The sequence below is a fragment of the Flavobacterium proteolyticum genome, assembly GCF_015223105.1.
GTDB classification, from domain to species: domain Bacteria; phylum Bacteroidota; class Bacteroidia; order Flavobacteriales; family Flavobacteriaceae; genus Flavobacterium; species Flavobacterium proteolyticum.
The window spans coordinates 1004491-1030535 of record NZ_JADFTZ010000001.1; the positions used below are offsets into that span (position 1 = coordinate 1004491).

Annotated in this window: 20 protein-coding genes; 11 read left to right on the forward strand and 9 right to left on the reverse strand. The window is 33.8% G+C overall.

Features of this window, described 5'->3' with window-relative positions; translation table 11 throughout:
- The first annotated feature begins 125 nt into the window (after nucleotides 1–125).
- From IM755_RS04390 to IM755_RS04430, 9 genes are all read left to right on the forward strand, one after another.
- Nucleotides 126–1148 (forward strand): LacI family DNA-binding transcriptional regulator, encoded by a 1023-nt coding sequence (locus tag IM755_RS04390; protein ID WP_194093971.1) that lies wholly within the window; start codon nucleotides 126–128, stop codon nucleotides 1146–1148.
- 205 nt (nucleotides 1149–1353) lie between these two features.
- The gene (locus IM755_RS04395; protein WP_194093973.1) at nucleotides 1354–2760 is read left to right on the forward strand and encodes an MFS transporter; all 1407 of its coding nucleotides are present in this window, start codon (nucleotides 1354–1356) and stop codon (nucleotides 2758–2760) included.
- 10 nt (nucleotides 2761–2770) lie between these two features.
- Complete coding sequence (gene pgmB, locus IM755_RS04400) at nucleotides 2771–3424, forward strand: beta-phosphoglucomutase (protein WP_194094479.1); 654 nt, start codon at nucleotides 2771–2773, stop codon at nucleotides 3422–3424.
- 45 nt (nucleotides 3425–3469) lie between these two features.
- A complete protein-coding gene (locus IM755_RS04405) occupies nucleotides 3470–5755 on the forward strand; it encodes a glycoside hydrolase family 65 protein (RefSeq protein WP_194093975.1) in 2286 nt (761 codons plus the stop codon).
- 3 nt (nucleotides 5756–5758) lie between these two features.
- Entirely contained in the window at nucleotides 5759–7873 is a 2115-nt protein-coding gene (locus tag IM755_RS04410) for a glycoside hydrolase family 97 protein (protein WP_194093978.1), read from the forward strand.
- Between the two features lie 64 nt (nucleotides 7874–7937).
- Nucleotides 7938–9773: a glycoside hydrolase family 13 protein gene (locus IM755_RS04415; RefSeq protein WP_194093980.1), complete on the forward strand. Its 1836-nt coding sequence runs from the start codon at nucleotides 7938–7940 to the stop codon at nucleotides 9771–9773.
- A complete protein-coding gene (locus IM755_RS04420; RefSeq protein ID WP_194093982.1) occupies nucleotides 9773–10711 on the forward strand; it encodes an alpha/beta hydrolase in 939 nt (312 codons plus the stop codon). Before IM755_RS04415 ends, IM755_RS04420 begins: the two co-directional genes overlap by 1 nt.
- A gap of 11 nt (nucleotides 10712–10722) precedes the next feature.
- Nucleotides 10723–12159, forward strand: coding sequence for an alpha-amylase family glycosyl hydrolase (locus IM755_RS04425; protein ID WP_194093984.1), 1437 nt, complete (start codon nucleotides 10723–10725; stop codon nucleotides 12157–12159).
- A gap of 122 nt (nucleotides 12160–12281) precedes the next feature.
- Nucleotides 12282–12767 carry a hypothetical protein gene (locus IM755_RS04430; RefSeq protein ID WP_194093986.1) on the forward strand — a complete coding sequence of 162 codons (486 nt, stop codon included), beginning with the start codon at nucleotides 12282–12284 and terminating at the stop codon, nucleotides 12765–12767.
- A 54-nt stretch (nucleotides 12768–12821) separates the two neighbouring features.
- On the opposite strand, the gene IM755_RS04435 is transcribed toward IM755_RS04430, so the two are convergent.
- From IM755_RS04435 to IM755_RS04475, 9 genes are all read right to left on the reverse strand, one after another.
- Nucleotides 12822–13274, reverse strand: a complete 453-nt coding sequence (locus IM755_RS04435; RefSeq protein WP_194093988.1) for a hypothetical protein — start codon at nucleotides 13272–13274, stop codon at nucleotides 12822–12824.
- A 79-nt stretch (nucleotides 13275–13353) separates the two neighbouring features.
- A complete protein-coding gene (locus tag IM755_RS04440) occupies nucleotides 13354–15456 on the reverse strand; it encodes a prolyl oligopeptidase family serine peptidase (RefSeq protein WP_194093991.1) in 2103 nt (700 codons plus the stop codon).
- A 109-nt stretch (nucleotides 15457–15565) separates the two neighbouring features.
- A complete protein-coding gene (locus IM755_RS04445) occupies nucleotides 15566–16120 on the reverse strand; it encodes a type 1 periplasmic binding fold superfamily protein (protein WP_194093993.1) in 555 nt (184 codons plus the stop codon).
- Nucleotides 16121–16134: 14 nt separating this feature from the next.
- A complete protein-coding gene (locus IM755_RS04450) occupies nucleotides 16135–18516 on the reverse strand; it encodes a TonB-dependent receptor (protein ID WP_228063891.1) in 2382 nt (793 codons plus the stop codon).
- A 65-nt stretch (nucleotides 18517–18581) separates the two neighbouring features.
- Nucleotides 18582–18890 (reverse strand): hypothetical protein, encoded by a 309-nt coding sequence (locus IM755_RS04455; protein WP_194093995.1) that lies wholly within the window; start codon nucleotides 18888–18890, stop codon nucleotides 18582–18584.
- Between the two features lie 197 nt (nucleotides 18891–19087).
- Complete coding sequence (locus tag IM755_RS04460) at nucleotides 19088–20077, reverse strand: aspartate-semialdehyde dehydrogenase (RefSeq protein WP_194094000.1); 990 nt, start codon at nucleotides 20075–20077, stop codon at nucleotides 19088–19090.
- A 159-nt stretch (nucleotides 20078–20236) separates the two neighbouring features.
- Nucleotides 20237–20614 (reverse strand): large conductance mechanosensitive channel protein MscL, encoded by a 378-nt coding sequence (gene mscL, locus IM755_RS04465; protein ID WP_194094004.1) that lies wholly within the window; start codon nucleotides 20612–20614, stop codon nucleotides 20237–20239.
- 67 nt (nucleotides 20615–20681) lie between these two features.
- Complete coding sequence (locus tag IM755_RS04470; protein ID WP_194094006.1) at nucleotides 20682–23126, reverse strand: bifunctional UDP-N-acetylmuramoyl-tripeptide:D-alanyl-D-alanine ligase/alanine racemase; 2445 nt, start codon at nucleotides 23124–23126, stop codon at nucleotides 20682–20684.
- 1 nt (nucleotide 23127) lies between these two features.
- The gene (locus IM755_RS04475; RefSeq protein ID WP_026726402.1) at nucleotides 23128–23760 is read right to left on the reverse strand and encodes a thymidine kinase; all 633 of its coding nucleotides are present in this window, start codon (nucleotides 23758–23760) and stop codon (nucleotides 23128–23130) included.
- Nucleotides 23761–23861: 101 nt separating this feature from the next.
- Here IM755_RS04475 and IM755_RS04480 point away from each other — a divergent pair, with 101 nt between their 5' ends.
- Together IM755_RS04480 and rsmI are read left to right on the forward strand one after the other, a co-directional pair.
- Nucleotides 23862–24821, forward strand: coding sequence for a hypothetical protein (locus IM755_RS04480; RefSeq protein ID WP_194094009.1), 960 nt, complete (start codon nucleotides 23862–23864; stop codon nucleotides 24819–24821).
- Between the two features lie 238 nt (nucleotides 24822–25059).
- Nucleotides 25060–25743 carry a 16S rRNA (cytidine(1402)-2'-O)-methyltransferase gene (rsmI, locus tag IM755_RS04485; protein ID WP_194094012.1) on the forward strand — a complete coding sequence of 228 codons (684 nt, stop codon included), beginning with the start codon at nucleotides 25060–25062 and terminating at the stop codon, nucleotides 25741–25743.
- The last annotated feature ends 302 nt before the right edge of the window (nucleotides 25744–26045 follow it).

Here is a 26045-nt window from a genome sequence, read left to right on the forward strand (position 1 = left end):
AAAACCTTTCGAAAACGTTTTCGTGTTGAAAACTTTATGGATTTGAGCTATTTTTTAGCATAATATTGCAAGACCCAAAAAAATAAGTTACATTTATTAAAAAATTATAACCGACTAAAATTCTTATGAGAAGAAAAGTTACTTTAAAGCAAATCGCAAAAGAATTAGATGTATCTATTTCAACTGTTTCAAAATCCCTTCGTGACAGCCCAGAAATCAGCGAAGATACTCGCTTAAAAGTACAAGCTTTTGCTAAATTATACAACTATAAGCCTAATAATATTGCGTTAAGTTTAAAGAATAAGAAAACTAAGACAATTGGTATTATCATTCCTGAGATTGTACATCACTTTTTTGCTACAGTAATTAGCGGAATTGAACAAGTGGCAAACGAATGTGGTTATAATGTTATTGTGTGTTTATCTGACGAGTCTTTCGACAAAGAAGTCATCAATATGGAAATGTTAGCTAATGGCAGTACTGATGGATTTATCATGTCGTTATCAAAAGAAACCCAACAAAAGAAAGATTTTCACCATCTTCAAGAAGTGATTAATCAAGGAATGCCTGTGGTGCTTTTTGATAGAATTTCTAATGATATTCTGTGTGACAAAGTAATTATAGATGACCAATTAGCCGCGTATGAAGCAACTAATTTCTTAATTTCAAAAGGATTGAAGAAAATCGCTTTACTAACGACAGTTGATTATGTTAGTGTTGGTAAATTAAGAACGGATGGTTATTTAAATGTTTTGCACGATCACGGAATAGAAGTAGACGAAAGCTTAATAATTCGAATTGAAGATACTGAACATTGCGATGAAAAAATTAATGAATTATTAGAAAACAAGTCGGTGGATGCTATTTTGGCGGTTAATGAGTTATTTGCTGTTACAGCAATAAAATTAGCGATGTCTAAGGGAATCAAAATTCCAGAAGATTTATCGGTAGTCGCTTTTACGGATGGAATTATCTCTAAATATTCTACTCCAACCATTACCACTATCAGTCAAAACGGTATAAAAATGGGAAGAAAAGCTGCCGAAATGCTAATCAAAAGATTGGAATTAGAAGATGAAGAAGACGAACATTACAAAACCGAAATCATCGAAACGAATCTAATAATTCGAGAATCTACGAAATCGTGATAGTTGAGTTTAAACAATTGAAAATCAATTAATTAAAATTTCAATTTACACTATTCGAATAAAAAATATTTGACAAAAAGCAATTATTTATTAAAAATAACCTTTTATATTTGTGAAATCAAAGCTTGTAACTTCACTTCTAAAAACATAAGTTTTGATAAGTACATAGAACGCTTATCGATTTATTAATCAATAAATTACGATAATGGAAAAGCGTAAATTAGGTTTCTGGGAAATTTGGAACATGAGTTTCGGTTTTTTGGGAATCCAGTTCGGTTTTGCCCTTCAAGGAGGGTTTATGTCCCGAATTTTTCAAACTCTTGGTGCTAATGTTGACGATATCCCTGGTTTATGGATTGCAGCTCCTTTAACAGGACTTTTGGTTCAACCAATAGTGGGTTATTTGTCAGACAATACTTGGAGTCCAAAATTTGGAAGAAGAAAACCATTCTTCTTAATTGGTGCAATTTTAGCATCTGCAACTTTGTTTATTATGCCTCATTCTCCTGCTTTATGGATAGCTGCAGGGTTATTGTGGGTGTTAGATTCAAGTATAAATATTAGCATGGAGCCATTTCGAGCTCTTGTTGCAGATAAACTTCCAGAATCTCAACGATCAAATGGTTTTGTAATTCAAACCTTAATTATTGGTATTGGAACATGGATAGCAAGTAATTTACCTTGGTTAGTAAATAAATTAGGTGTATCAAATGAAGCATCTTCAGGAGTAATTCCTCCTTCAGTTATTGTTGCTTTTTCAATTGGTGCTTTCGTCTTTTTTGGAAGTATTTTATTTACCATTTTTACTACAAAAGAAGATCCGCCTCAAGATTTAGAAAAATTTCTTTCCGAAAAAAAAGAATCAAGATTTATTCCTGATTTGATTTTGAGTTTAAAAGAAATGCCTTCTACAATGAAAAAATTAGGTCTAATACAATTTTTTAGTTGGTTTGCTTTTTTTACAATGTGGAGTTTATCAACACCTGCTTTGACGGAGCATGTATATAAATCGCCAAAGCCAGATGTGAAAGAATTTGCAAAATTAGACAGTGACGGTGAAGTACTGAAAGATGCTAAAAAAGATGTGATTTTTTTAAATCAAAATGCTGAAAATGAGTACAAGTCTAAAGATAAAGTTTACAATGATTCAGCTGATTTAGTTGGTTCAGCAACTGGGGTCTATGGGTTGTCATCAATGGCATTTGCACTTTTATTGACTTTTTACACTTTAAAAAGAAAAATAAACAGAAAGTACATTCATATGGTTTCTTTAATTATGGGTGGATTTGGGTTTATTTATATGTTTTTTGCTACCCCATCAACTTTAATGTATTCTTTTATTTTAATTGGTTTTTCATGGGGAAGTATACTTTCAATGCCTTATGCCATGTTATCAAGTTCAGTAAATCCAGATAAAATGGGAATGATGATGGGTTTATTTAACATGTTTATTGTTATTCCACAGATTATAGCTGCTCTTGGAGGAATTAATTTTTTATACAAGTTAATCGGAGAGGCACACATCAATGCTATGATATTAGCTGGGATTTCTTTGATAATTGCAGGACTATGTAATTTTTTAATAAACGAGAAAAATGCAATTTCTGGATAATAAAATTGATATGGCAAAAAAAGCATTCATATTCGACCTTGATGGCGTAATTGTTGACACGGCTAAATATCATTTTTTAGCTTGGCAAAAGTTGGCCAACCAATTAGGAATCGAATTTACGCACGAACATAACGAAGGTTTAAAAGGTGTAAGCCGTGTTCGTTCGTTAGACATTATTTTAGAATTGGGTAATGTTCAAGGTTCCCAAGAAGATAAAAACAAATGGTTGGTTCAAAAAAATGAAGAATACCTTTCCTATTTAGTAGACATGGACGAAAGTGAAATTCTTCCAGGTGTACTAAAAGTATTGGAATATCTGAAAAGTAAAAACCAATTCATTGCTTTGGGTTCGGCAAGTAAAAACGCGCGACCTATTTTAGAAAAAACCAATATCATGCACTTTTTTGATGCTATTGTTGACGGAAATGACGTTTCCAACGCAAAACCAGATCCAGAAGTGTTTTTGAGAGCAGCACAATTGGTAGGAGTTTCCAATGAAAATGCTATCGTTTTTGAAGATTCGGTAGCGGGAATTCAAGCGGCAAACATTGCCAACATGATAAGTGTAGGAATTGGTAATGCATCTGTCTTATACGAAGCAAAGTACAATTTTAAAGATTTCACCTTTATAGATGAAGCCTTTTTATCGCAATTAATTGGTTAAGAAATTGACTAATTGACACATTAACAAAATTGACATATTACAAAAATGAATCAAGATTATATACAACCTAACAATTGGTCGATTATTGAAGAAGGATTTGATGCAGAGCGAGTTAAATCTTCTGAAAGTTTATTTAGTATCGGGAACGGTGCTATGGGGCAACGCGCTAATTTTGAAGAACACTATTCGGGCAAAACGTTTCAAGGAAGCTACATTGCCGGAATTTACTATCCCGATAAAACAAAAGTAGGTTGGTGGAAAAACGGTTATCCTGAATATTTCGCTAAAGTTTTAAATGCACCCAACTGGATTGGAATCGACATCGAAATTAATGGCGAAAATTTAGATTTAGCTAAATGTCAGTCGGTCTCTAATTTTCGTCGTGAGTTGAACATGAAAGAAGGAATTTATTATCGTTCTTTCAATGCAATTTTAGCAAATGGAACCGAAATCGCTGTAAAAGTGCAACGTTTCTTATCTTTAGATTTGGATGAAATTGGGGTTATCAACTACGAAATCACCGCTTTAAATTCTGATGCAAAAATTGTTTTCAAACCTTATGTTGACGCTGGAGTTCATAACGAAGATGCCAATTGGGAAGAAAAATTTTGGGAACCAATAAGCGTAAAACATTCAGGAAACGAAGCTTTCGTAACGGCTAGAACGTTCAAAACGCATTTTACAGCTACAACTTTTATGCAAAATAGTATTTTGTTAGAAGGTTCTAATTTGAGTGTAGCTCCAGTGAGTGTTGAAGAAACGAAAGAAAAGATTCAGTTTTGCTATCAAGTTGCGGTTACAAAAGGGCAGTCGACTACTATTCAAAAAATTGGTGGTTACACCGTTTCAATGAATCATGAGGACACGATTTTAGCTGCTAAAAAAAGCATTGCAAAAGCATTAGAAATTGGCATTGCTCAATTAACTGAAAACCAAAAACAAGCTTGGGCTAAAATTTGGGAAATGAGCGATATTACTATTGATGGCGATGTAAAAGCCCAACAAGGAATTCGTTTCAATATTTTCCAATTGAATCAAACCTACTTAGGAAAAGATTCCAGATTAAATATTGGTCCAAAAGGATTTACAGGTGAAAAATATGGTGGTTCTACTTATTGGGATACCGAAGCCTATTGTATTCCTTTTTATATGGCCACCAAAGACCAACAAGTTGCTAGAAATCTATTAGCGTATCGATACAACCAATTGGATAAAGCAATCGAAAATGCAGAAAAATTAGGTTTCAAAAATGGAGCTGCTCTGTATCCAATGGTAACAATGAATGGAGAAGAATGTCATAATGAATGGGAAATTACCTTCGAGGAAATTCATAGAAATGGTGCCATCGCTTTCGCTATTTTCAACTATTACCGATTTACAGGTGATTATTCTTATATTCCAGAAAAAGGACTAGAAGTTTTAATCGGAATTGCGCGTTTTTGGCATCAAAGAGCTACTTTTTCAACATATAGAAATCAGTATGTGATTTTAGGAGTAACAGGTCCAAATGAATACGAAAATAACGTAAACAACAATTGGTACACAAACTACATAGCAAAATGGTGTATTGATTACACTGTTGAACAAATCAATAAAATTGAAAACGAATATCCATCGGATTATACCCGAATCATGAATAAAGTGAAATTATCACAAGCCGAAATTTCAGCAATGAAAAAAGTGGCAGATAATATGTATTTCCCTTATTCAGAAGAACATGGCGTATATTTACAACAAGATGGTTTCTTAGAAAAAGAATTAATTACTGTTGCCGATTTAGATAAATCGCAACGACCAATCAATCAAAAATGGTCTTGGGATAGAATTTTACGTTCGCCTTACATCAAACAAGCCGATACATTACAAGGATTCTATTTCTTCGAAGATCATTTTACCAAAGAACAATTAGAGAAACATTTCGATTTTTACGAACCGTTTACCGTTCATGAAAGTTCGCTTTCGCCTTGTGTGCATTCGATTCAGGCAGCTGTTTTAGGTAGAATGGAACAAGCGTATACATTTTATTTAAGAACTTCACGTTTGGACTTAGACGATTACAACAAAGAAGTGGAAGAAGGCTTACACATTACTTCAATGGCGGGAACTTGGATGAGTATCGTTGAAGGTTTTGGTGGAATGCGTGTTAGAAATAACCAATTGCATTTTGAACCAAAAATTCCAGCACAATGGAAAGGCTATTCTTTCAAAGTGAATTTCAGAAACGCCATTGTAAAAGTAGAAGTAAAACAAGAAGGAACCAACGTTTCCATTGAAGGAAATTCGGATGTGGAAGTGTTTGTAAATGGTGAATCGCAATTAATTAAAAATTAAAAAATGAAAAAATTTTTTGTTTCAGTATTCGTGATGGTTTTTTCAATTTTTGGGATGAATGCTCAAGAATTAAAATCACCCAATGGAAATTTCAAGATGATTTTTGCTTTAGAAAATGATGGTACACCAACGTACCAACTTTTTACGAAGAACAAAGAAATCATCAAAAAAAGTAAGTTAGGTTTAGAACTTCAAAAAGATAAAAAGTCGTTATTGAATGATTTTAAATTGGTAAACGAAGTTCGAAACACTTTCGATGAAACTTGGAAAACCGTTTGGGGAGAAGAAACCCAAATTCGCAATCATTACAACGAAATAGCGCTTACACTGAAACAAAATGAAACCGAAAGACAAATTATCATTCGTTTTCGATTATTCAATGATGGTTTAGGTTTTCGTTACGAATTCCCTGAACAAAAAAACCTAACGTATTTTGTACTAAAAGAAGAACGCACCGAGTTTGCTATGACAGGTGATCACACCGCATTTTGGATTCCAGGTGATTACGATACACAAGAATACGATTTTACAGAAAGTAAATTAACCGAAATCAGAAAGTTATTCCGAGGTGCTGTTTCTGAAAATGCTTCTCAAAAACAATTTTCAGATACGGGAGTTCAAACGTCTTTAATGTTAAAAACTGCTGACGGAATTTATATCAATATTCATGAAGCGGCATTGATAAATTATTCCTGTATGCATTTGAATTTGGATGATAAAAACTTAGTTTTTCAATCGCATTTAACTCCAGATGCTAAAGGGAATAAAGGACATTTACAAGCACCATGTGTTTCGCCATGGAGAACGATAATTGCGAGTTCTGATGCACGTGATATTTTAGCTTCTCGAATGACATTGAACTTAAACGAACCTTGTAAAATAGAAGATACTTCTTGGATTAAACCTGTAAAATACATTGGAGTTTGGTGGGAAATGATTACCGGAAAAAGCTCTTGGGCATACACCGATGAAATTCCATCCGTACAATTAGGAATTACCGATTTCACCAAAGCCAAACCAAACGGAAAACATGCTGCTAACACAAAACACGTAAAAGAATATATCGATTTTGCCGCTAAACATGGTTTCGATGCGGTTTTAGTAGAAGGTTGGAACGAAGGTTGGGAAGACTGGTTCGGTCACGAAAAAGATTATGTATTCGATTTCGTTACTCCTTACCCTGATTTTGATGTAAAAGGAATTCACGAATATGCGAAATCTAAAGGTGTGAAAATGATTATGCATCACGAAACTTCTGGTTCAACTCGAAATTATGAGCGTCATTTAGACAAAGCATTTCAATTTATGAATGATAATGGATATGATGCTGCTAAAACGGGTTATGTAGGTAACATTTTACCTTTAGGCGAACATCATTATAGTCAATCGATTTTAAATCATTATCAATATGTGATTGAAAAAGCAGTCGATTATAAAATCATGATTAATGCGCATGAAGCGGTTCGTCCAACAGGAATTTGTAGAACGTATCCTAATATGATTGGTAACGAATCAGCTCGTGGAACAGAATTCCAAGCGTTTGGTGGTTCAAAAGCAAATCATACTACTTTATTGCCCTTCACGAGATTACTTGGTGGTCCAATGGATTACACACCAGGAGTTTTTGAAATGGATATTGCCAAATTAAATCCAAACAACAATTCACATGTGAATACAACCTTAGCGAATCAATTGGGATTGTATGTGGTCATGTATTCGCCACTTCAAATGGCTGCCGATTTACCAGAAAATTATAATCGATTCTTAGATGCGTTCCAATTTATTAAAGATGTTCCGGTAGAATGGTCAACTTCAAAATATTTAGAAGCTGAGCCAGGTTATTACATTACGATTGCTCGAAAAGATAAAAATTCTAACAATTGGTTCGTTGGAAATTCAAACGGATACAATACTAGAACATCAACTGTTACATTAGATTTCTTAGAAAAAGGAAAAAAATACGAAGCCACTATATATGCGGATGCTGCCGATGCGGATTACAAAACCAATCCACAAGCATACAAAATTTCAAAACAAAAAGTAACCAATAAGACTAAATTGCAGTTGAAAACGGCAGCAGGTGGTGGCTACGCTATTAGTATTGTTGAGGTTAAATAATTTAATTCTGTCTATAACCCTTTCAGAGTTTAAAACTCTGAAAGGGTTAATCAAAATAAAAAAGATGAAAAAATTAATTCTATTATTCTTAATTACATTTTCAACAAGTGTTGTTGCTCAAATCGACCGAATGGAACCACCGTTTTGGTATGAAGGAATGAATAAAAGTGAAGTTCAAGTATTGTTTTACGGAAAGAATATCGCTCAAAATTCTGTACAAGTTTCTAGTAATGTTGTAATTACGAATGTAACTAAAACCGAAAATCCGAACTATCTTTTCGTTACAATTGATACCAAAAATGTAAAAGCGCAAGAATTACAATTTACGTTTACCAATGGTAAAAAATCATTCAAAAGAAATTTCGAAATCAAAAAGAGAAGACCCAATTCGCCGCTTCGTAAAAGTTTTGATGCTTCTGATGTGGTGTATTTATTGATGCCGGATCGTTTTGCAAATGGAAATCCAAATAACGATTCTTCGCCTGAATTACAAGAAAAAGCCAATAGAAGTTTACCAGGAGGAAGACATGGTGGCGATATTCAAGGCATCATCAATAACTTAGATTACATCAAAGAATTAGGAGCAACGGCAATTTGGAGCACACCAATGTGTGAAGATAACGATAAAGGCTATTCGTATCATACGTATGGACAATCAGATGTTTACAGAATTGATCCGCGTTATGGAACCAATGAAGAATACAAAAAGCTAGCCGATGAAATGCACAAACGAGGCATGAAATTAATCAAAGATTATGTAACGAACCATTGGGGAGCTGAACATTGGATGTTTAAAGATATGCCAACTTACGATTGGTTTCATCAATTTCCAGGTTATGCCCAAAGCAATTATCGCATGACCACGCAATACGATATTAATGGTTCAAAACGCGATGCTAAATATTGTATGGACGGTTGGTTTGTGCCAAGCATGCCCGATTTAAATCAGTCGAATCCATTAGTGTTGAATTATTTAATTCAAAATGCGATTTGGTGGATAGAATATGCCGATTTAGATGGTTTTCGAGTAGATACTTATTCGTATAACGATAAAGAAGGAATCGCAAAATGGACAAAAGCCATAACCGATGAATATCCGTATTTCAATATTGTTGGTGAAGTTTGGATGCACGATCAAGCCCAAATTTCGTATTGGCAAAAAGACAGTCCAATTGCTAAAATTCAAAGTTATAATTCCTATTTACCAAGCGTGATGGATTTTACATTGCACGATGTTTTTGGAAATGTTTTCAATGAAGATAGAGCCGATTGGAGCAACGGAATGATTAAGTTTTACGAGAATTTCGTTAACGATTTCTTGTATGCCGACCCAAATAATTTATTGATTTTCCTTGAGAATCACGATACTGGTCGTTTCAATCAAATTTATCAAAACGATTTCAAAAAATACCAATTAGGAATGACCATTATGACAACCATGAGAGGAATTCCACAAATTTATTACGGCTCTGAAATTGGAATGGCGGGAGACAAAGGTATGGGCGATGCCGATATTCGTCAAGATTTCCCTGGCGGTTGGAAAGGCGATACAAACAATGCATTTTCAGCTAGTGGAAGAACAGCAGAGCAATCAAAATATTTCAATTTTTCTAAGAAAGTATTGAATTGGAGAAAAAACAAAGAAGTTATTCATACAGGAAAACTAACGCATTACATTCCTGAAAATAATGTATATGTATATTTCCGTCACAATGACAAAGAAACGGTTATGGTGGTTATCAATAATGCTCCAGATTCTCAGAAATTGAATCTTACTCGTTTTCAGGAAAATATCAAATTGTTTACTTCTGGAAATGATATTCTTTCAGGAAAAACCATCGATTTGAAAACTGAATTAGCGATAGATGGAAAATCGGCAATGATTTTAGAATTGAAATAATGAAACAACTATTACTCTTTCTATTATGCTCTTGTTTTGCTTTTTCTCAAAGTAAGATAACATCTTATGCTCTTGAAAATTCAGGAAAATTTGAAGGAAATATAGAAAGAGTAAAAAGTTTTCCATCAAAATATATTGTGCCAAGAACGGTTGATGTTTGGTTACCAAAAACCTATTCTAAAACAAAAAAGTACAATGTTTTGTATATGCATGATGGGCAAATGCTTTTTGATTCAACTAAAACTTGGAACAAACAAGAATGGAAGGTTGATGAAGTGGCATCCCAACTGATGCAAGAAAACAAAGTAAATGATTTTATAGTTGTGGCTATTTGGAACATTCCTAATTTGCGTCACATGGATTTATATCCAAAAAAACCTTACGAATCACTTTCAAATGAGTTAAAAGAGAAAATTCAAATGGAAGCTAAAAAATCTCAATTTCCATTTGATGACAACAAAATAAACTCGGATAATTATTTGAAATTTATTGTCGAAGAATTGAAGCCTTACATTGATAAAAAGTATTCTGTTTTTACTACTGCTAATCACACAGCCATTATGGGTTCGAGTATGGGAGGCTTGATTTCGATGTATGCTTTGTGTGAATATCCAACTATTTTTGGAAAAGCAGCTTGTTTATCAACGCATTGGATTGGATTCAGAGAATTTGAGAACAACCCAATTCCGGAATTTTTTTTCGCGTACATGGAAAAGAAATTACCCGAAGCTAAAAATCATAAAATATATTTCGATTACGGAACAGAAACTTTAGATGCTTTTTATATAAAATATGAATATCGAGTTGATGAAATTTTAAAAGCAAAAGGATATACAGATGTAGATTCTCGAAATTTAAAGTTTGAAGGCGAAAACCATTCGGAAGCTTCTTGGCAAAAAAGAGTCAATATTCCGTTAGAATTTATGTTTGGAAAATAAAACTATAAAAAATGAAAAAGACAATTGTTACTGCATTAGCTGTTTTGACTTTATTGAGTTGTAAAAACGAAACAGAAAAAACCGTAGAAAATTCAAAAACTGAAATCGCAAAATTTTCTCCAGAAGTAGAAGAAAGTGCTGTTATTTATGAAGTTAATATCCGTCAGTATTCACCAGAAGGAACTTTCAATGCCTTTACTAAAGACATTCCACAGTTAAAAGAATTGGGAGTAAAAATCATTTGGGTGATGCCTATTTTTCCTATTTCGCAAACGAAGAGAAAAGCTACTGGTGGCGATAATAGCAAATTTGCTTCAGAAATGCCAAAAGAAGAGCAACACAAATACTTAGGAAGTTACTACGCGGTTTCTGATTTCAAAAAAGTAAATCCGGAATTTGGAACAATTGAAGATTTTAGAAATTTAGTAAAAACAGCTCATGATAATGGGATTTATGTGATTTTAGATTGGGTTCCAAATCACACGGGTTGGGACCATGTTTGGATTAAAGAACATCCAGAATTTTATACTAAAAATGCTAAAGGCGAAATCATCGATCCAATCAATCCAGAAACGGGTAAATCTTGGGGTTGGTCGGATGTTGCTGATTTGAATTATGATAATAAAGAACTTCGCAAAGAAATGACTTCTGATATGTTGCATTGGATAAAGAACGAAAATATCGATGGTTTCCGTTGTGATGTGGCAGGAAATGTACCTTTAGATTTTTGGCAACAAGCTATTCCTCAATTAAGAAGAGAGAAAAATATTTTCATGTTGGCAGAAGCTTGGGAGCCAGAATTATTAAAAGATGGTTTGTTTGATATGGCTTATGGTTGGGAAGCGCATCATACCATGAATAGAATCGCTCAAGGCAAAAATACCGTGAAAGAATGGGATGCATATATTAAAAAGGTAAATAAAGATTATGAAGCGAATGATATTTTGATGAATTTTATTGACAATCACGATGAAAATTCATGGAATGGTACTGTAAAAAGTAGACTAGGCAAAGCAGAGGAAGCCATTACCGCTTTATCTTATGTGATGCCAGGAATGCCATTAATTTACAGCGGAAATGAATATGGTTTGAATCACAGTTTGAAGTTTTTTGAAAAAGATTCAATTCCAAAAACAAAAGGAAAAGATTGGGAATTAAGAGCAAAATTAGGAAAGCTTAAAGCTGAAAATCCTGCGTTAAACGGAGGAAAAAACAAAGCTAAATATACTAGAATTAAAACAGATGATGATGACAATATTTTAGCTTTTGTTCGAGAAAAAGACGGAAAGAAAGTGTTTTATATCGCGAATTTTTCAAACAATCCAATAAGTACAAAAGTTGAAGTTAAGGGTGAATATACGGATTATATGACAGGAGAAAAAATGAAGCTTAATGAAAAGCAATTTTTTTCAATGGAACCATGGCAATACTATATTTTTTCGGAATGATATAAGAAGTATTACCCTTTAAGGTTCTGATGTTTTTTGTTTTGAATAAATAAAATGTTAGCGATCTTTTTAAAATAAATGATTAAAGTTTTATCTTTGATAACTATAATATAAGGAAAAAGATGACAAAGCAATTAATTTTAGCCATTATAATAGGGTCAATTCTAATCGTTTCTTGTAAAAAAGACGAAGAAGTAAAACCAGTAGAAGAAACACAACAAACAGCTCAGCCTTTTTCAGGCGAAGCTTGGTTAAAGCAGCGTGTTGGTAATCAAGGTCAGCAAGTGCAACCTGTACAACAACAAACCGCTCAATCAGCAACTCAAACGGCAGCAGGAATGAATCCACCACATGGTCAACCTGGTCATCGCTGTGAAATACCTGTTGGAGCACCATTGAATTCAAAACCAGCACAAAATACTCAATCCCAAAAGATTACTCCTGTGGTAAATCAAAAGCCTGTTGAGCAACCGGTTATGAATATTAATTCAAAAAGTGGCTCAACAACAATTGTTGGAACATCAACTCCTCCAGGAATGAATCCGCCTCATGGTCAAGAAGGACATCGATGTGACATTGCGGTAGGAGCACCACTTCCAAAAGAATAAAAGTTTAAGAAATAAAAAAAGCAAAATCTTAATTAATAAGGTTTTGCTTTTTTTTTATTTCATAGGTCTAAGTGTATTGCTATAGGTAATAATAAATTGAAATTTTCCTTTAGTTACTTTTTTCATTACATAAACATATTTGTGTTTGCTTGATTTTTTTGATGGAATCAAAATTTCTTTTTTAGAATTTCGATCGTTAATTACCAAATCTTGTTGGTTGTTGAAACTTAAATAAGAAGCAATTCTATTGTTTAAATTAGTGATGGGATATTCAGAGTAAATCGTTTTTCCTTTTTGCGTAATGATGATTTTTTCTCCCTTGTACACTTGAGTTAGAAATAAAATACTTTTGTTACTGTTTTGGGCATTGACTTCTTTTTGAACTTTTTCGATTTCAGGTTTTGAAGCACTTCTAAAGTCATCTCGATACACGCTTTTTACGGTTGAATTACAACTTTGTAATCCAATAGAAGCAATAATGATGGATATAAAAACTGAAATTCTCATAAAATAGAAAACCCGCTTTTTGAAATTTTATTGCATAAAAAAAGAGCCCGAAGGCTCTTTTATCAGTTTTTTAACTTTTCTATTTTAATTCTTTAACACCCATATTGTAAAGTGTAAAGACTTGCATATCCACATTTTCTTGAATCGTAGCCGCAACCGATTTTCCAGCTCCGTGACCCGCATTTACATCAATGCGAATTAAAACTGGATTATCACCCGCTTGTTTGGCTTGTAATTCTGCAGCAAATTTGAAACTGTGTGCTGGAACAACACGGTCATCATGGTCTCCAGTAGTCACCATAGTTGCTGGATATTTCGTACCTGCTTTTACGTTATGAACTGGTGAATACCCTTTAATGTATTCAAACATTTCTTTGCTTTGTTCCGATGTTCCATAATCGTAAGCCCATCCTGCACCAGCTGTAAATGTATGATAACGTAACATATCTAAAACGCCAACTGCTGGTAACGCTACTTTTACTAAATCAGGTCGTTGTGTCATTACCGCACCAACTAATAAACCTCCGTTTGAACCTCCTTTTATCGCTAAATAATCTGAAGAAGTATATTTTTCTTTGATTAGATATTCAGCTGCCGCAATGAAATCATCAAAAACGTTTTGCTTTTTCAATTGTGTTCCGGCATCGTGCCATTTTTTACCGTATTCTCCACCGCCGCGTAAATTCGCAACAGCGTAAACACCTCCATTTTCTAACCAAACGGCATTCGCGATGCTAAAAGAAGGGGTTAAACTAACATTAAATCCTCCATAACCATATAAAATAGTTGGATTTTTTCCGTTTAATTTTGTCCCTTTTTTATACGTAATAATCATTGGAATTTTTGTGCCATCTTTTGAAGTGTAAAACACTTGTTTTGATTCGTAATCTGCCGAATTAAAATCCACTTTTGGTTTTTGATATACAGCTGATTTTCCTGATTCTGGATCAAATGAGTAAATAGTTCCTGGCGTTATATAATTCGTAAACGAAAAATATAAAGTAGTTTCTTTTTCTTTTCCACCAAAACCTCCAGCAGTTCCCACGCCTGGTAATTGAATATCACGAACTAATTTTCCGTTATAATCGTATTGTTTAATGAACGAAACAGCATCTTTCATATAACTTGCGAAAATATAACCACCACCTGTGTTTGGCGACAACACATTCTCAGTTTCTGGAATACAATCTTTCCAGTTTTCTTTAGCAGGATCTGATAAATCAAAAGTCACCACGCGTTTGTTTGGCGCTTTGTAATTGGTTACCAAATAAATTTTAGAACCTTTGTTGTCTAAAACATCATTATCATTTTCGTAATTGTCAATTAACGTTACGATTTTGCTATTTGGTTTTGATAAATCTAAATAATATAACTCGTTTCCAGAAGTTGAATTCGCAGCAGAAATGAATAAATATTTTTCATCTTCCGAAACATAACCACCTACATATCTTCTTTTAACATCGCCACCGAAAATTAATTTATCTGTTTTTTGCGAAGTATTTAATTTGTGATAATACAATTTGTGTTGGTCTGTTTTTGCAGATAATTCACTTCCTACAGGTTTATCATAACTTGAATAATAAAAACCTTCGTTTTTGTACCAAGAAACACCACTGAATTTCACATCTACAATCGTATCGCCAATGATTTTCTTAGTTTTAGCTTCCATTACAATTACTTTTCTCCAATCACTACCGCCTTCGGAAATAGAGTAAGCTACTAAACTTCCGTCTTTGCTGAAATTTAATCCACCTAGAGATGTAGTTCCATCTTTTGAAAAAGTATTTGGATCTAAGAAGATTTCTTCTTTACCTGATTTGTCTTTTCGATACAAAACCGATTGATTTTGAAGACCGTTGTTTTTGTAATAATACGTATAATCACCTTCTTTGAATGGAGCGGAAATTTTCTCGTAATTCCATAATTTTTCCATTCTTGATTTTAGTTGATTTCTGTATGGAATTTGTTCTAAATAACCATACGTCACCACGTTTTGAGCTTTTACCCAAGCTTCCGTTTCTGCGCTTCGGTCGTCTTCTAACCATCGGAAAGGGTCGTTGATTTTTTCGCCAAAATACGTGTCAACATGGTCGATTTTTTTGGTTTCAGGATAATTGATTTTTGTTTGTGCGTTCATAACAAGTGTACAAACAATAGCCGATAATGTTATTGTTTTTTTCATATAGTATTTGTTGATTAAAACAAAGATATTCATTTGAATTTTAAAGATTTGTTAAAAAACAAAAACGACTGAAATTTCAGCCGTTTTGTAACAAATTTTATTTCATTTTTTAGTTTACTGCAACTGAAAAAGAAACTGCTGCATCGGTGCTTCCACCAGCGTTTGTTATATCACCGCCAGCTACTCCAGCTCCCGATTTGTTTAAATCATGTCTTAAAGTAACTGTTAAAGTTCCTGTTGATCCAGAAGTCCCAGCAACCAACGTGAAGTTTAAACCAATTGGTCTTCCATTAGCGTCAGTATCAGTGTAAGTTATTGTACCAATTGATGGAGCTAACTGATAAAAAACTTGGTGTTCTGTTCCTTCTTCTTCCACTTCAACAGTTATATCTTCAGTTGGATCTTCTAGTTCATTTAAAAATTCTGTAGAACCTACATAGGTTACACCAGTTACTAAATTTCCAGAAACTGTTACTACAGGAGCGTTTGGTCCATCACCATCTAAATCTCTTGAGGTTAGAGTTATAATTTGTCCACCACCCGTTAAAGTAGTTCTTACGGTTGTGATTACTTCTTCCTCGTTTACAGGAGCATCATCATTTGAACAAGATGTTGAAAATAATACTGGAATAACTAATAGCGCAATAAGTTTTAAATTTTTCATAATTGTAAATTGTTTTAATAATTAAATTTTAATTGAATTTGAACATTTCTACCCATTTCGTCTACAAAAAAACGTTGACGATTTAGATAATCTCGATACGTTGTGTTCATTATATTTTGAATACTAAAAGAGGTGGTTAGGCTATTTCTTTTATTGATTTTAAACGTCATTTCACTGTAAAAATGTAATAAATGATAACCTTTTGGAGGTGAACTAATATCAACCAAAACCGGAGTTAATTCGTTATTCACAACAATGTTGGTTTCAAAATTGTAATTCGGGAATTGATTTTGTCTGAAAACCAGTTCACTCTTTAATTCGGAAACGAAATTGAACCAAGATTCCTTTTTGTATTGAATTTTATTATTAATGACAAATGGAGGCATATCAATCAAATACTCGTCAGTACTTAGATTTTGTCCGTTTACATAAGCCATTCCTAATTCGTGTGAAAAATGGTTGGAAAATTCCCATTTGGTATTAACATCAAAACCCGTTAACAAAGCTTCCGTTTGTTTGAATTCCCAAACTGGAAAAGCCCCGCGAATAGTGGTTTCAAAACCAGTAGGTTGCAAATAAATGAAGTTTGAGATTCGGTTAATAAACGGATTAATTTGGATACGAAACGATTTCCAATCTTTATTAAAAGTCGTATTGAATTTATACGCTTGCTCTTTTTCCAAACGTAAATCACCTAATTCAATTTGACCTGTTGAATGATGCAATCCATCGCTAAATAATTCGGACGGATTTGGATTTCGAGAAGCCAAACTCACATTCACTAACCATTCCATTTCATGATGAAATTGCTTTCTAAATCCGATGTTTGCCGTAATATTATGATAATCAAAAGTCGGTTTTGTTAACCATTGATTGCCTTCTTCGCCCACAATAAAATGTGAAAATTCGGCATCATAGCCACGTTCTGTCCATCTTGATTTCAAGTAATATTTTGTTGCTTCAATAGTCGAAAAATCATAACGAATTCCCGATTCTAACAAAGTCGCATTGTCGAATTTATAAACGGCAATTCCGTATAAGCCAGCATCTAATTTTTCATAACTCGGAATTAATGGACGAACACCTGTTTTTGGATTCGCAAAATTGTTTTGGTAACCCAAATTCAGTCCTGACTTCAATCTCCAATTTCCAACATTCGTTTTATAATCCGCTAAAAAAGTATGTGTTGCCAATTGTAAATCCAATGCGGCTTTGTCATTGTTGGCGCTACTTCTTCTAACATCAAACTCTAAACGATTATTGAATTGAAACGCATATTGAAAATCAATCGAAGTGTTTTGGCTAAGCCATCTTTGGTAATTCACTTTTGCTAAATGATGTTGCACTTCTTGTTTTGGCGCATCAATCGAGTAGGTGAAAGGTTCAATTACGCTTGGTTGTTGGTTGTTGATGGAATTGTATAAATCGTTTACATTTCCAATGTGAGATGCTTTGATGATTCCAATTTGTGCATTGTAAAAACTGTACATCGCATTGAAGTTGTATTTCTCTTGCGCATAACGAATGCCGCCCGAAAAATTTTGTTCGCGATTTCCAGAATTGGACAATACATAATCAGGTGTTTCTCTATCGCCTAAATATTTAAAAGTTCCCAAAGCATTCCAACTCCAACCATAACGATTTCCTTTTTGAAGACTTGAACTCAAGCTCCCGCCCATTCCGTTAGAGGCTAAGTTGAGAATTGATTTTCCAACTAAAGTATCTTTTTTAATTACTTCAGGTTCGATGATAACGATTCCGCCAATAGCATCACCGCCATATTGCAAAGCCGAAGCACCTTTAATCACGGTGATTTTTCCAGCTGCATTAATATCGAAATTCGGTGCGTGTTCAGTTCCCCATTGCTGGTCTTCTAATCGAACATTATTGTTGATAATCGGCACACGATTACTATGTAAACCATTAATTACTGGTTTTACAATAGTACTTCCGGTTTTTAAAATGGAAACTCCAGAAACTTCTTTCAAAGCTTCACCCAAAGTTTGATTGCTAAACTTTTCAATGGTTGCGCTTTTCAAAACTTGTTCGTTACTGCTTTCGCTTTTTGAGTTCGAAAGTTGTTGAATGGTGATATCGTCTAATTTGGTGACATCTAACTTCAGTTGACGATTGATAGTCAAATCGCTTGAAATTTCGATGGTTTCCTCAATAGCATGATAGCCTATAAACGAAATATAGAGTTTCTGTTTCCCTTTTGGAATGCCTGATAAAACATAACTTCCGTTTACATCGGTTGAGGTAGTTTTATTAGCAATGTGTACGTGAGCATCTCTAAGTGGTAAGCCATTTTCATCCGAAATAACGCCAGTAATCGTAACTTGAGCGTATCCGAAAAAGCCAACCAAAAAGAAAAATAATATCGATAAGTATCGCATTTCTTTTAGTTTAAATGTAACAACAACGTATCATTATTTTTGGTAATGATATCGAAATATATTTTTTAAACTAATGCAGGCGGACCGCGAAGATAGAACGAATTTCCATCAAACGTAATGCAAGATTCATTACTATTGAATTGATACGGAATTTCGTAAAACGAAGGAATAAAGTCAAAATGGAAAACTTCTGGTGAAAGGAAAGCCGCAAATTTGAAATCACAAACAGGACAATCTTCACTTTCGGTAAACGTTTTTTCAGAAGTTTTAAAAGTCAAATGATGTGAATCATCACAACATTCTGTTTTTAAATGGTGATCGTGTGAAAAAGTATGAATAGATTGATAGCTCACAGCAAATAACACTGCAAGCATCAAAAATATGTTGATATGTAAAAATTTCTTTTTCACTATTACAAATATACTGCTTTTAGAACAAAGCCAAAAAACAAACCACGAATTAACGAATTTTTAAGTTTTGATGACTTGTTTCGCTAGTTCGTGGTTATTTGTTTTTGCAACGGATTAAAGGATTCAAAAAAGGATTAAATCTGTGTAATCTGTGGCTAAAATTATACTAGATTATTTTCAACCAAATATTCTGCAATTTGAATCGTATTTGTTGCCGCTCCTTTTCTTAAGTTGTCAGCAACAATCCACATATTAATAGTGTTCGGTTGACTTTCATCTCTTCGGATTCTACCAACGAAAACATCATCTTTTCCTTGAGCGTAAATTGGCATTGGATAAGTAAACGTCTCTAAATTATCTTGAACTGTTACACCAGGCGTGTTGTGTAAAATTTCACGTACTTCATTCACATCAAAATCATTTTCAAACTGAACGTTAACTGCTTCACTGTGTCCGCCAACAACCGGAATACGAATTGCAGTTGCTGTAACCGCAATGGTTTTGTCGTTTAGTATTTTTTGTGTTTCACGAACTAATTTCATTTCTTCTTTCGTGTAACCATTATCTTCAAAACTATCACATTGTGGAATGGCATTTCTGTGAATTGGATATTTGTATGCCATTTCACCTTCAATTCCTGCATATTCGTTTTCTAACTGACGAACTGCTTTAACTCCAGTTCCTGTAATTGATTGGTATGTAGAAACTACAATACGTTTGATATCATATTTAGCATGTAAAGGCGCTAAAGCCATTACCATTTGAATCGTTGAACAGTTTGGATTTGCAATAATTTTATCTTCCTTAGTTAAAACGTTTGCATTGATTTCTGGAACTACTAATTTCTTAGTGGCATCCATTCTCCAAGCAGAAGAATTATCGATAACTGTTGTGCCTACTTCGGCAAATTTTGGAGCCCACTCTAAAGAAGTTTCTCCACCTGCCGAAAACAAAGCAATTTCAGGTTTCATATCTACAGCGGTTTGTAAACCTACTACTTTATAGGTGTTACCTTTCCATTCGATTTCTTTTCCAACTGATTTTTCAGAAGCAACTGGAATTAAATCTGTTACAGGAAAATTACGTTCTGCTAATACTTGAAGCATTATTTCGCCTACCATTCCGGTAGCGCCAACTACGGCTACTTTCATTTTGATGTGTGTTATTTAATGATGCAAAAATATAGAATATTCAAACGACTTAGCAAATATTGATGAAATTATAACAAAAGTTTTGAGTTGTAACAAGTTTCTAAAAAAATACCCCGACGAATCGGGGTTTAATTAGAATATATAATGTAGCGGAATCGACTATTTTTTTAATAAATCTCTGATTTCAGCTAACAATTGCTCTTGTGTTGGTCCTGCTGGAGCCGCTGGAACTGGTTCTTCTTTTTTCTTCATACTGTTAATTGCTTTAACCATCAAGAAAATAACAAAAGCAATTACTAAAAAGCTAATAACAGCTGCTAAAAATTTACCATATAAAATTCCACCATCGGTTTTTAAACCTGCTAAATCTTCAACTTGAGCTGCTTTTAATGCTGGATTCAATAATGCTGGTGTTATTACATCAGATACTAATGAGCTAACGATAGCTCCAAAAGCACCACCAATAATTACCCCAACTGCTAAATCCATTGCGTTACCTTTTGCAATAAAATCTTTAAATTCTGAAATCATTCCCATAGTTTTTAATTTTAAGAGTTAGTTTTTTGTTTTAGTATAACGAATATACAAAATTTAAAACAAAATGTTAATTTTTGTAAAAAATTCTTTTAACACGTTGCGAAATTCCAGTTAGAATTTCATAAGGTATCGTGCCAATAATATTCGCCATTTCGGTTACTTTTGGACTTTTTCCAAAAACAATCACTTCATCTCCAGTTTTGCAGGAAATGTTCGTAACATCCACCATCATCATGTCCATACATATTGATCCTAAAATGGTTGCTTTTTGATTGTGGATGGTAACAAATCCTTTCTCATTGCCCCAAGCTCTTCGAATGCCATCAGCATAACCAATCGGAATCGTTGCGACTTTCATTTTTTGCGTTACTCGAAATCTTCGGCTGTAACCAATGCTTTCTTCGGGTGAAACTTCTCTTATTTGAGAAATTATCGTTTTTAAAGTGCTCACATTTTCCAACACTTTCAATTCTTGTTCCGAATTTCCAATACCATATAAACCAATTCCTAATCGCACCATTTCCATCTGTTTTTCAGCATAATTGAAAATTCCAGACGTGTTTAAAATATGACGAATCGGTTTTGAAGGCAATACTTTTTCTAATTCGGAATACATCGCATCAAAACGTTGAAATTGTAATTTCGTGAAATCGTCTAGTTGCAAGTCATCACTCGCAGCTAAATGCGAAAACACGCTTTTTACCTTAACAAAATTGTTGTTTTTTAGTAAGGAACACAATTCGTCTATCAAATGCGGTTCAAATCCTAAACGATGCATACCGGTATCCAATTTAATATGAATTGGATAATGGGAAATATTTTGGTGTTGGGCAATTTTTAAAAACGCTTGTAAACCCGTAATCGAATAAATTTCAGGTTCTAAATTATAAGCAATCATGGCTCTAAAACTACTATTTTCAGGATTTAAAACCATAATTGGAGTCGTAATTCCAGCTTTTCGTAATTCGATGCCTTCATCGGCAAACGCTACGCCTAAATAATCGACTTTATGATGTTCGAGCAATTTGGCAATTTCGTAACCACCATTTCCGTAGCCAAATGCTTTCACCATGACCATAATTTTGGTTTCCGGTTTCAGTTTAGATTTATAGAAATTCAAGTTGTGACTAATTGCATCGAGATTGATTTCTAAAATAGTTTCGTGATTTTTCTCTTCCAACAAAACTACAATTTCATGAAAGTTAAATCCGCGAGCACCTTTCACAAGAATGGTTTCGTTTTGAAACGAATGTGTATTGAATTGCTGTAAAAATTCTTGCGTAGTGGCAAACGAAATCACATTTGGTAAATCGTTCAATTGTTTTGCGATGGTTTCGCCAATGGTAATAATGCGTTCGATTTTGTTTTTCGAAAGCAATTGTTTTACTTGATTGTAAAGTGTTTCAACGGCAATGCCACTTGTGAAAATATCGGATAAAATAATCGTTTTTTTATCGTGTAATTTTTGTTGTTCCAAGAAATCCAACGCAATTTTCAACGATTGATAATCCACCGAATAACTATCGTCGATGACCAAACAATTGTTGATGCCTTTTTTGGCTTGAAGTCGTAATTCTACTGGATATAATTCCGAAACTCTATTTTGAATAAACGGAATTTCTTCGCCTAAAAACAGCATAAAATTCACGCAAGTAATTACATTTTCAATCGAATTTTCATCCGAAAACGGAATAATTACACTAAAAATATTGGTTGTATTTTTGAAAGTTAATTCGGTTTTGCCATTTTCATTTTTCTTAGAAACGAAAAGATTCGCACTTTCATCCGAAAAACTCCAAGTGTGTTTTTGACAGTTTTGTGGAAGTGAAACTTCAATTTCAGTATTCTTTTCCAAGAAAATATCCGAACAATTTTCAAAAAGTTTGATTTTCTCTTTGATTTTGGTTTCATGATTTGCAAAACCTTCATCATGAACCGAACCAATATTGGTTAAAATGCCATATTTCGGTTGGATGATGTGTTCTAGATTTGACATTTCATTGGGTAACGAAATTCCCGCTTCAAAAATTCCTAAATCATAATTCCCTTCAATCGCTAAAATAGATAGCGGAACACCGACTTGCGAATTGTAACTTTTCGGATTTCGAACAATCAAATGATTTGGACTTAATAAGAAATTCAACCATTCTTTTACGATGGTTTTTCCGTTGCTTCCCGTAATTCCCACAAATGGAAAATCGAATTGTTTTCGGTAGCCAATAGCAGTTTGTTGTAGCGCTTTTAACGAATTTTCAACGATAATGAAATTCGCTTTTTCGTATACATGTTCCGGAATATATTCGACTACAAAATAACGAACGCCTTTTGCAATCAACTCTTCCAAATACAAATGCGCATCGTGATTTTGTCCTTTGATGGCAAAAAACAAGGTGTTGCTTCCATTTTGCAACGAACGGCTGTCAATCGAAATGTGAGTTGCGGTAAACTCAGTCGAATTTCCGTGAAAAACGCCTTTACAAAACGAAATAATATGAGTTAGGTTGAGGTTCAATTTATTGATTATCGTCTTTTTGCTTGTTTACAATTTCAACATCTTTAACTTCCATGTTTTCACGCATGGCTTTAAAATAGGCAGCACGACTTAGTGGTTCGTATTCTTCGGTTTCGCCAAGCATAACCAATCTTTTATCATCTGATTTTCTGAAACTATAATGTGCTAAATTTCCAGTGCGTGTACAAACGGCGTGCACTTTGGTAACATATTCTGCTGTAGCCATAAGTCCAGGCATTGGTCCGAACGGATTTCCTTTAAAATCCATGTCCAATCCAGCCACAATTACTCGGATTCCTGAATTGGCTAAATCATTACAAACGGCAACAATTTCCTCATCGAAAAATTGGGCCTCGTCAATACCAACGACATCGCAACCTTGTGCTAAAATTCGAATATTTTCAGCAACAGGAACAGGTGTAGAACGAATTTCATTACGATTGTGCGAAACCACCATTTCGTCGTCATATCGAGTGTCGACAGCCGGTTTGAAGATTTCTACTTTTTGTTTAGCAAACTGAGCGCGTTTTAGTCGGCGAATTAATTCTTCGGTTTTACCCGAAAACATGGAGCCACAAATTACTTCAATCCAGCCAAATTGTTCTTGTTGATTTACGGTATTTTCGAGAAACATTTTGTATCTTTCGTACGTTAAAAATTATTTTCTGTTACATTTGTAATCAAAACAAAATTATTAAAAAAGTATCGATATATTCAATTCCATCCAATAAAGTTATGAAGAAAAGAGTAAGCGCTGAATTAGTCAGTATTGCCCACCGAATTTTAAAGTTAAAAAACCATTCAGAAACGGTTCAATTGCAGCAAGAAGCGAAAAATTTGTACGATCAATTGACGATTTTACGCTTTTATGAAGAGAATTTCGAATTGGTGAAAAATGAAATTTCAGAAGAAGTTTTAGAAGCGAAATTAGAAAGAAAGCAAGCTGATATTTTTGAACAACCAATTCCTGTTGTAGAAGGAATTGCACCTGCAAAAGAAGAACCAGTTGTTGAAGAACCTATTGTAGAAGAAAAAGCTCCAACAACTCCAATTGAAGAAGAAAAAATTGTGGTGGCGGAGTTGATTGTGGAAGATGATGAAGATGAAGAGGAGGAAGTATTGATTACTTCAATGGAAGAAGAACCAATTGAAGAGGAAATTATAGAAGAAGTACCAGTTGTTGAGACTCCAAAAGCAGAAGAACCAGCGAAACAAATTTCGTTTGAAGATTTATTGGTGCACGATTACCAAGAATTGGATTTTGTAAAAGTGGAAGATGTTCCAGTAGAAGTTGAAAAAGTTACTGAAACTGTTTTTGAAGCTGTAACTCCTGTTGAAGAAGTTAAGGAAGAGGTTCAACCAGAACCTGTTTTAGAAACTCCAAAAGTATTAGAAGAAGAAGTGAAAGCAACTTTTGAAAAAGTAAGCCAAGAGCCAAAAATCAGTTCGCTAAATGATAGATTAAACAAAGCTATTACTTTTGGCTTAAATGATAGAATTGGATTTGAAAAGAAATTATTTGGCGGAAGTTCGGATGATTTTAACCGTGTGGTTTCACAATTGAATACGTTTGATAGTTTTGAAGAAGCAAAAGCTTTCGTAGATGATTTCGTAAAACCCGATTATAACAATTGGGAAGGCGCGGAAGAATTCGAAACGCGTTTCATGGAAATTGTGGAGAAAAAGTTTAGTTAGTTTTAGTCGCAGTCTCAGTTTTCAGTCACAGATTTTTTTTGATGAATTTGTGCTAATTCGTGAAATTTGGGTTTTTAGTTTAACCACATAGAAACATAGGTTTTTTATTGTTTGAGTTTTGTTTAGCACGTATAGCTAATGTGTAGAAAATTTATTTTCTAAATTATTCTTTTCAAAATAAAAATATTACTATGTGACTATGTGTTTAAAAAATCGTGTTAAATTCAACCTGTTTTAAATGAGTAAATTATATATCGTTCCAACGCCCATAGGCAATTTAGAAGACATGACTTTTCGTGCAATTAAAGTACTAAAAGAAGTCGATTTAATTTTAGCAGAAGACACACGAACCAGCGGAAAATTGCTAAAACACTTCGAAATTGCAACGCATATGCACAGCCACCACATGCACAACGAACACAAAACCGTTGAAAATTTGGTCAAGCGATTACAAGCGGGCGAAACCATTGCTTTAATCAGCGATGCTGGAACTCCAGCCATTTCAGACCCAGGATTTTTGCTTACGCGCGCTTGTGTGGAAAACGGAATTGCGGTGGAATGTTTACCAGGAGCAACTGCTTTTGTGCCAGCTTTGGTGAATAGCGGTTTGCCCAATGATAAATTTGTATTTGAAGGCTTTCTACCTGATAAAAAAGGAAGACAAACCCGATTTTTATCCTTACAAGAAGAATATCGTACGATGATTTTCTATGTATCGCCACACAAATTAAACAAAACCTTAGCCGAATTTGTCCAATATTTTGGAGCCGATAGACCGGTTTCTGTTTCCCGAGAATTATCCAAATTACACGAAGAAACCGTAAGAGGAACCGCCGAAGAAGTTCTAAAACACTTTGAAGCGAAACCAGCTAAAGGGGAAATTGTGGTTTGTGTTGGGGGTTTAATTAAGACTAAAGGATAATGAGTTTTAAGAAAATAGGATTATTCTTTTTTATTTTACTAACAATAAATGCTTTTATTTATTTTGTTATTATTGCGTACATTCAAAAATTAGTGAATAGTCATTTAGCTTTAGCTGACAATGTTACTATCGTTTTGTCTTTTGTTGCTTTATTGTTTTTTATTATCTCATTGTATCGATTTTTTTATCAAAAGTTAAATATAACAACCTGGATTCTTCTATTAATAGCTATTAGTTTGTTTTTGTGGTTACCGAAAATTTACATTCTTAAATGCTATGGTTGCTCAATTTCAGGTTAACAT

Bases quoted from the DNA above. Each gene is read 5' to 3' on its own strand.
- IM755_RS04390 (WP_194093971.1), top strand. From the start codon at position 126: ATGAGAAGAAAAGTTACTTTAAAGCAAATCGCAAAAGAATTAGATGTA.
- IM755_RS04395 (WP_194093973.1), top strand. From the start codon at position 1,354: ATGGAAAAGCGTAAATTAGGTTTCTGGGAAATTTGGAACATGAGTTTC.
- pgmB (WP_194094479.1), top strand. From the start codon at position 2,771: ATGGCAAAAAAAGCATTCATATTCGACCTTGATGGCGTAATTGTTGAC.
- IM755_RS04405 (WP_194093975.1), top strand. From the start codon at position 3,470: ATGAATCAAGATTATATACAACCTAACAATTGGTCGATTATTGAAGAA.
- IM755_RS04410 (WP_194093978.1), top strand. From the start codon at position 5,759: ATGAAAAAATTTTTTGTTTCAGTATTCGTGATGGTTTTTTCAATTTTT.
- IM755_RS04415 (WP_194093980.1), top strand. From the start codon at position 7,938: ATGAAAAAATTAATTCTATTATTCTTAATTACATTTTCAACAAGTGTT.
- IM755_RS04420 (WP_194093982.1), top strand. From the start codon at position 9,773: ATGAAACAACTATTACTCTTTCTATTATGCTCTTGTTTTGCTTTTTCT.
- IM755_RS04425 (WP_194093984.1), top strand. From the start codon at position 10,723: ATGAAAAAGACAATTGTTACTGCATTAGCTGTTTTGACTTTATTGAGT.
- IM755_RS04430 (WP_194093986.1), top strand. From the start codon at position 12,282: ATGACAAAGCAATTAATTTTAGCCATTATAATAGGGTCAATTCTAATC.
- IM755_RS04435 (WP_194093988.1), bottom strand. From the start codon at position 13,274: ATGAGAATTTCAGTTTTTATATCCATCATTATTGCTTCTATTGGATTA.
- IM755_RS04440 (WP_194093991.1), bottom strand. From the start codon at position 15,456: ATGAAAAAAACAATAACATTATCGGCTATTGTTTGTACACTTGTTATG.
- IM755_RS04445 (WP_194093993.1), bottom strand. From the start codon at position 16,120: ATGAAAAATTTAAAACTTATTGCGCTATTAGTTATTCCAGTATTATTT.
- IM755_RS04450 (WP_228063891.1), bottom strand. From the start codon at position 18,516: ATGCGATACTTATCGATATTATTTTTCTTTTTGGTTGGCTTTTTCGGA.
- IM755_RS04455 (WP_194093995.1), bottom strand. From the start codon at position 18,890: ATGCTTGCAGTGTTATTTGCTGTGAGCTATCAATCTATTCATACTTTT.
- IM755_RS04460 (WP_194094000.1), bottom strand. From the start codon at position 20,077: ATGAAAGTAGCCGTAGTTGGCGCTACCGGAATGGTAGGCGAAATAATG.
- mscL (WP_194094004.1), bottom strand. From the start codon at position 20,614: ATGGGAATGATTTCAGAATTTAAAGATTTTATTGCAAAAGGTAACGCA.
- IM755_RS04475 (WP_026726402.1), bottom strand. From the start codon at position 23,760: ATGTTTCTCGAAAATACCGTAAATCAACAAGAACAATTTGGCTGGATT.
- IM755_RS04480 (WP_194094009.1), top strand. From the start codon at position 23,862: ATGAAGAAAAGAGTAAGCGCTGAATTAGTCAGTATTGCCCACCGAATT.
- rsmI (WP_194094012.1), top strand. From the start codon at position 25,060: ATGAGTAAATTATATATCGTTCCAACGCCCATAGGCAATTTAGAAGAC.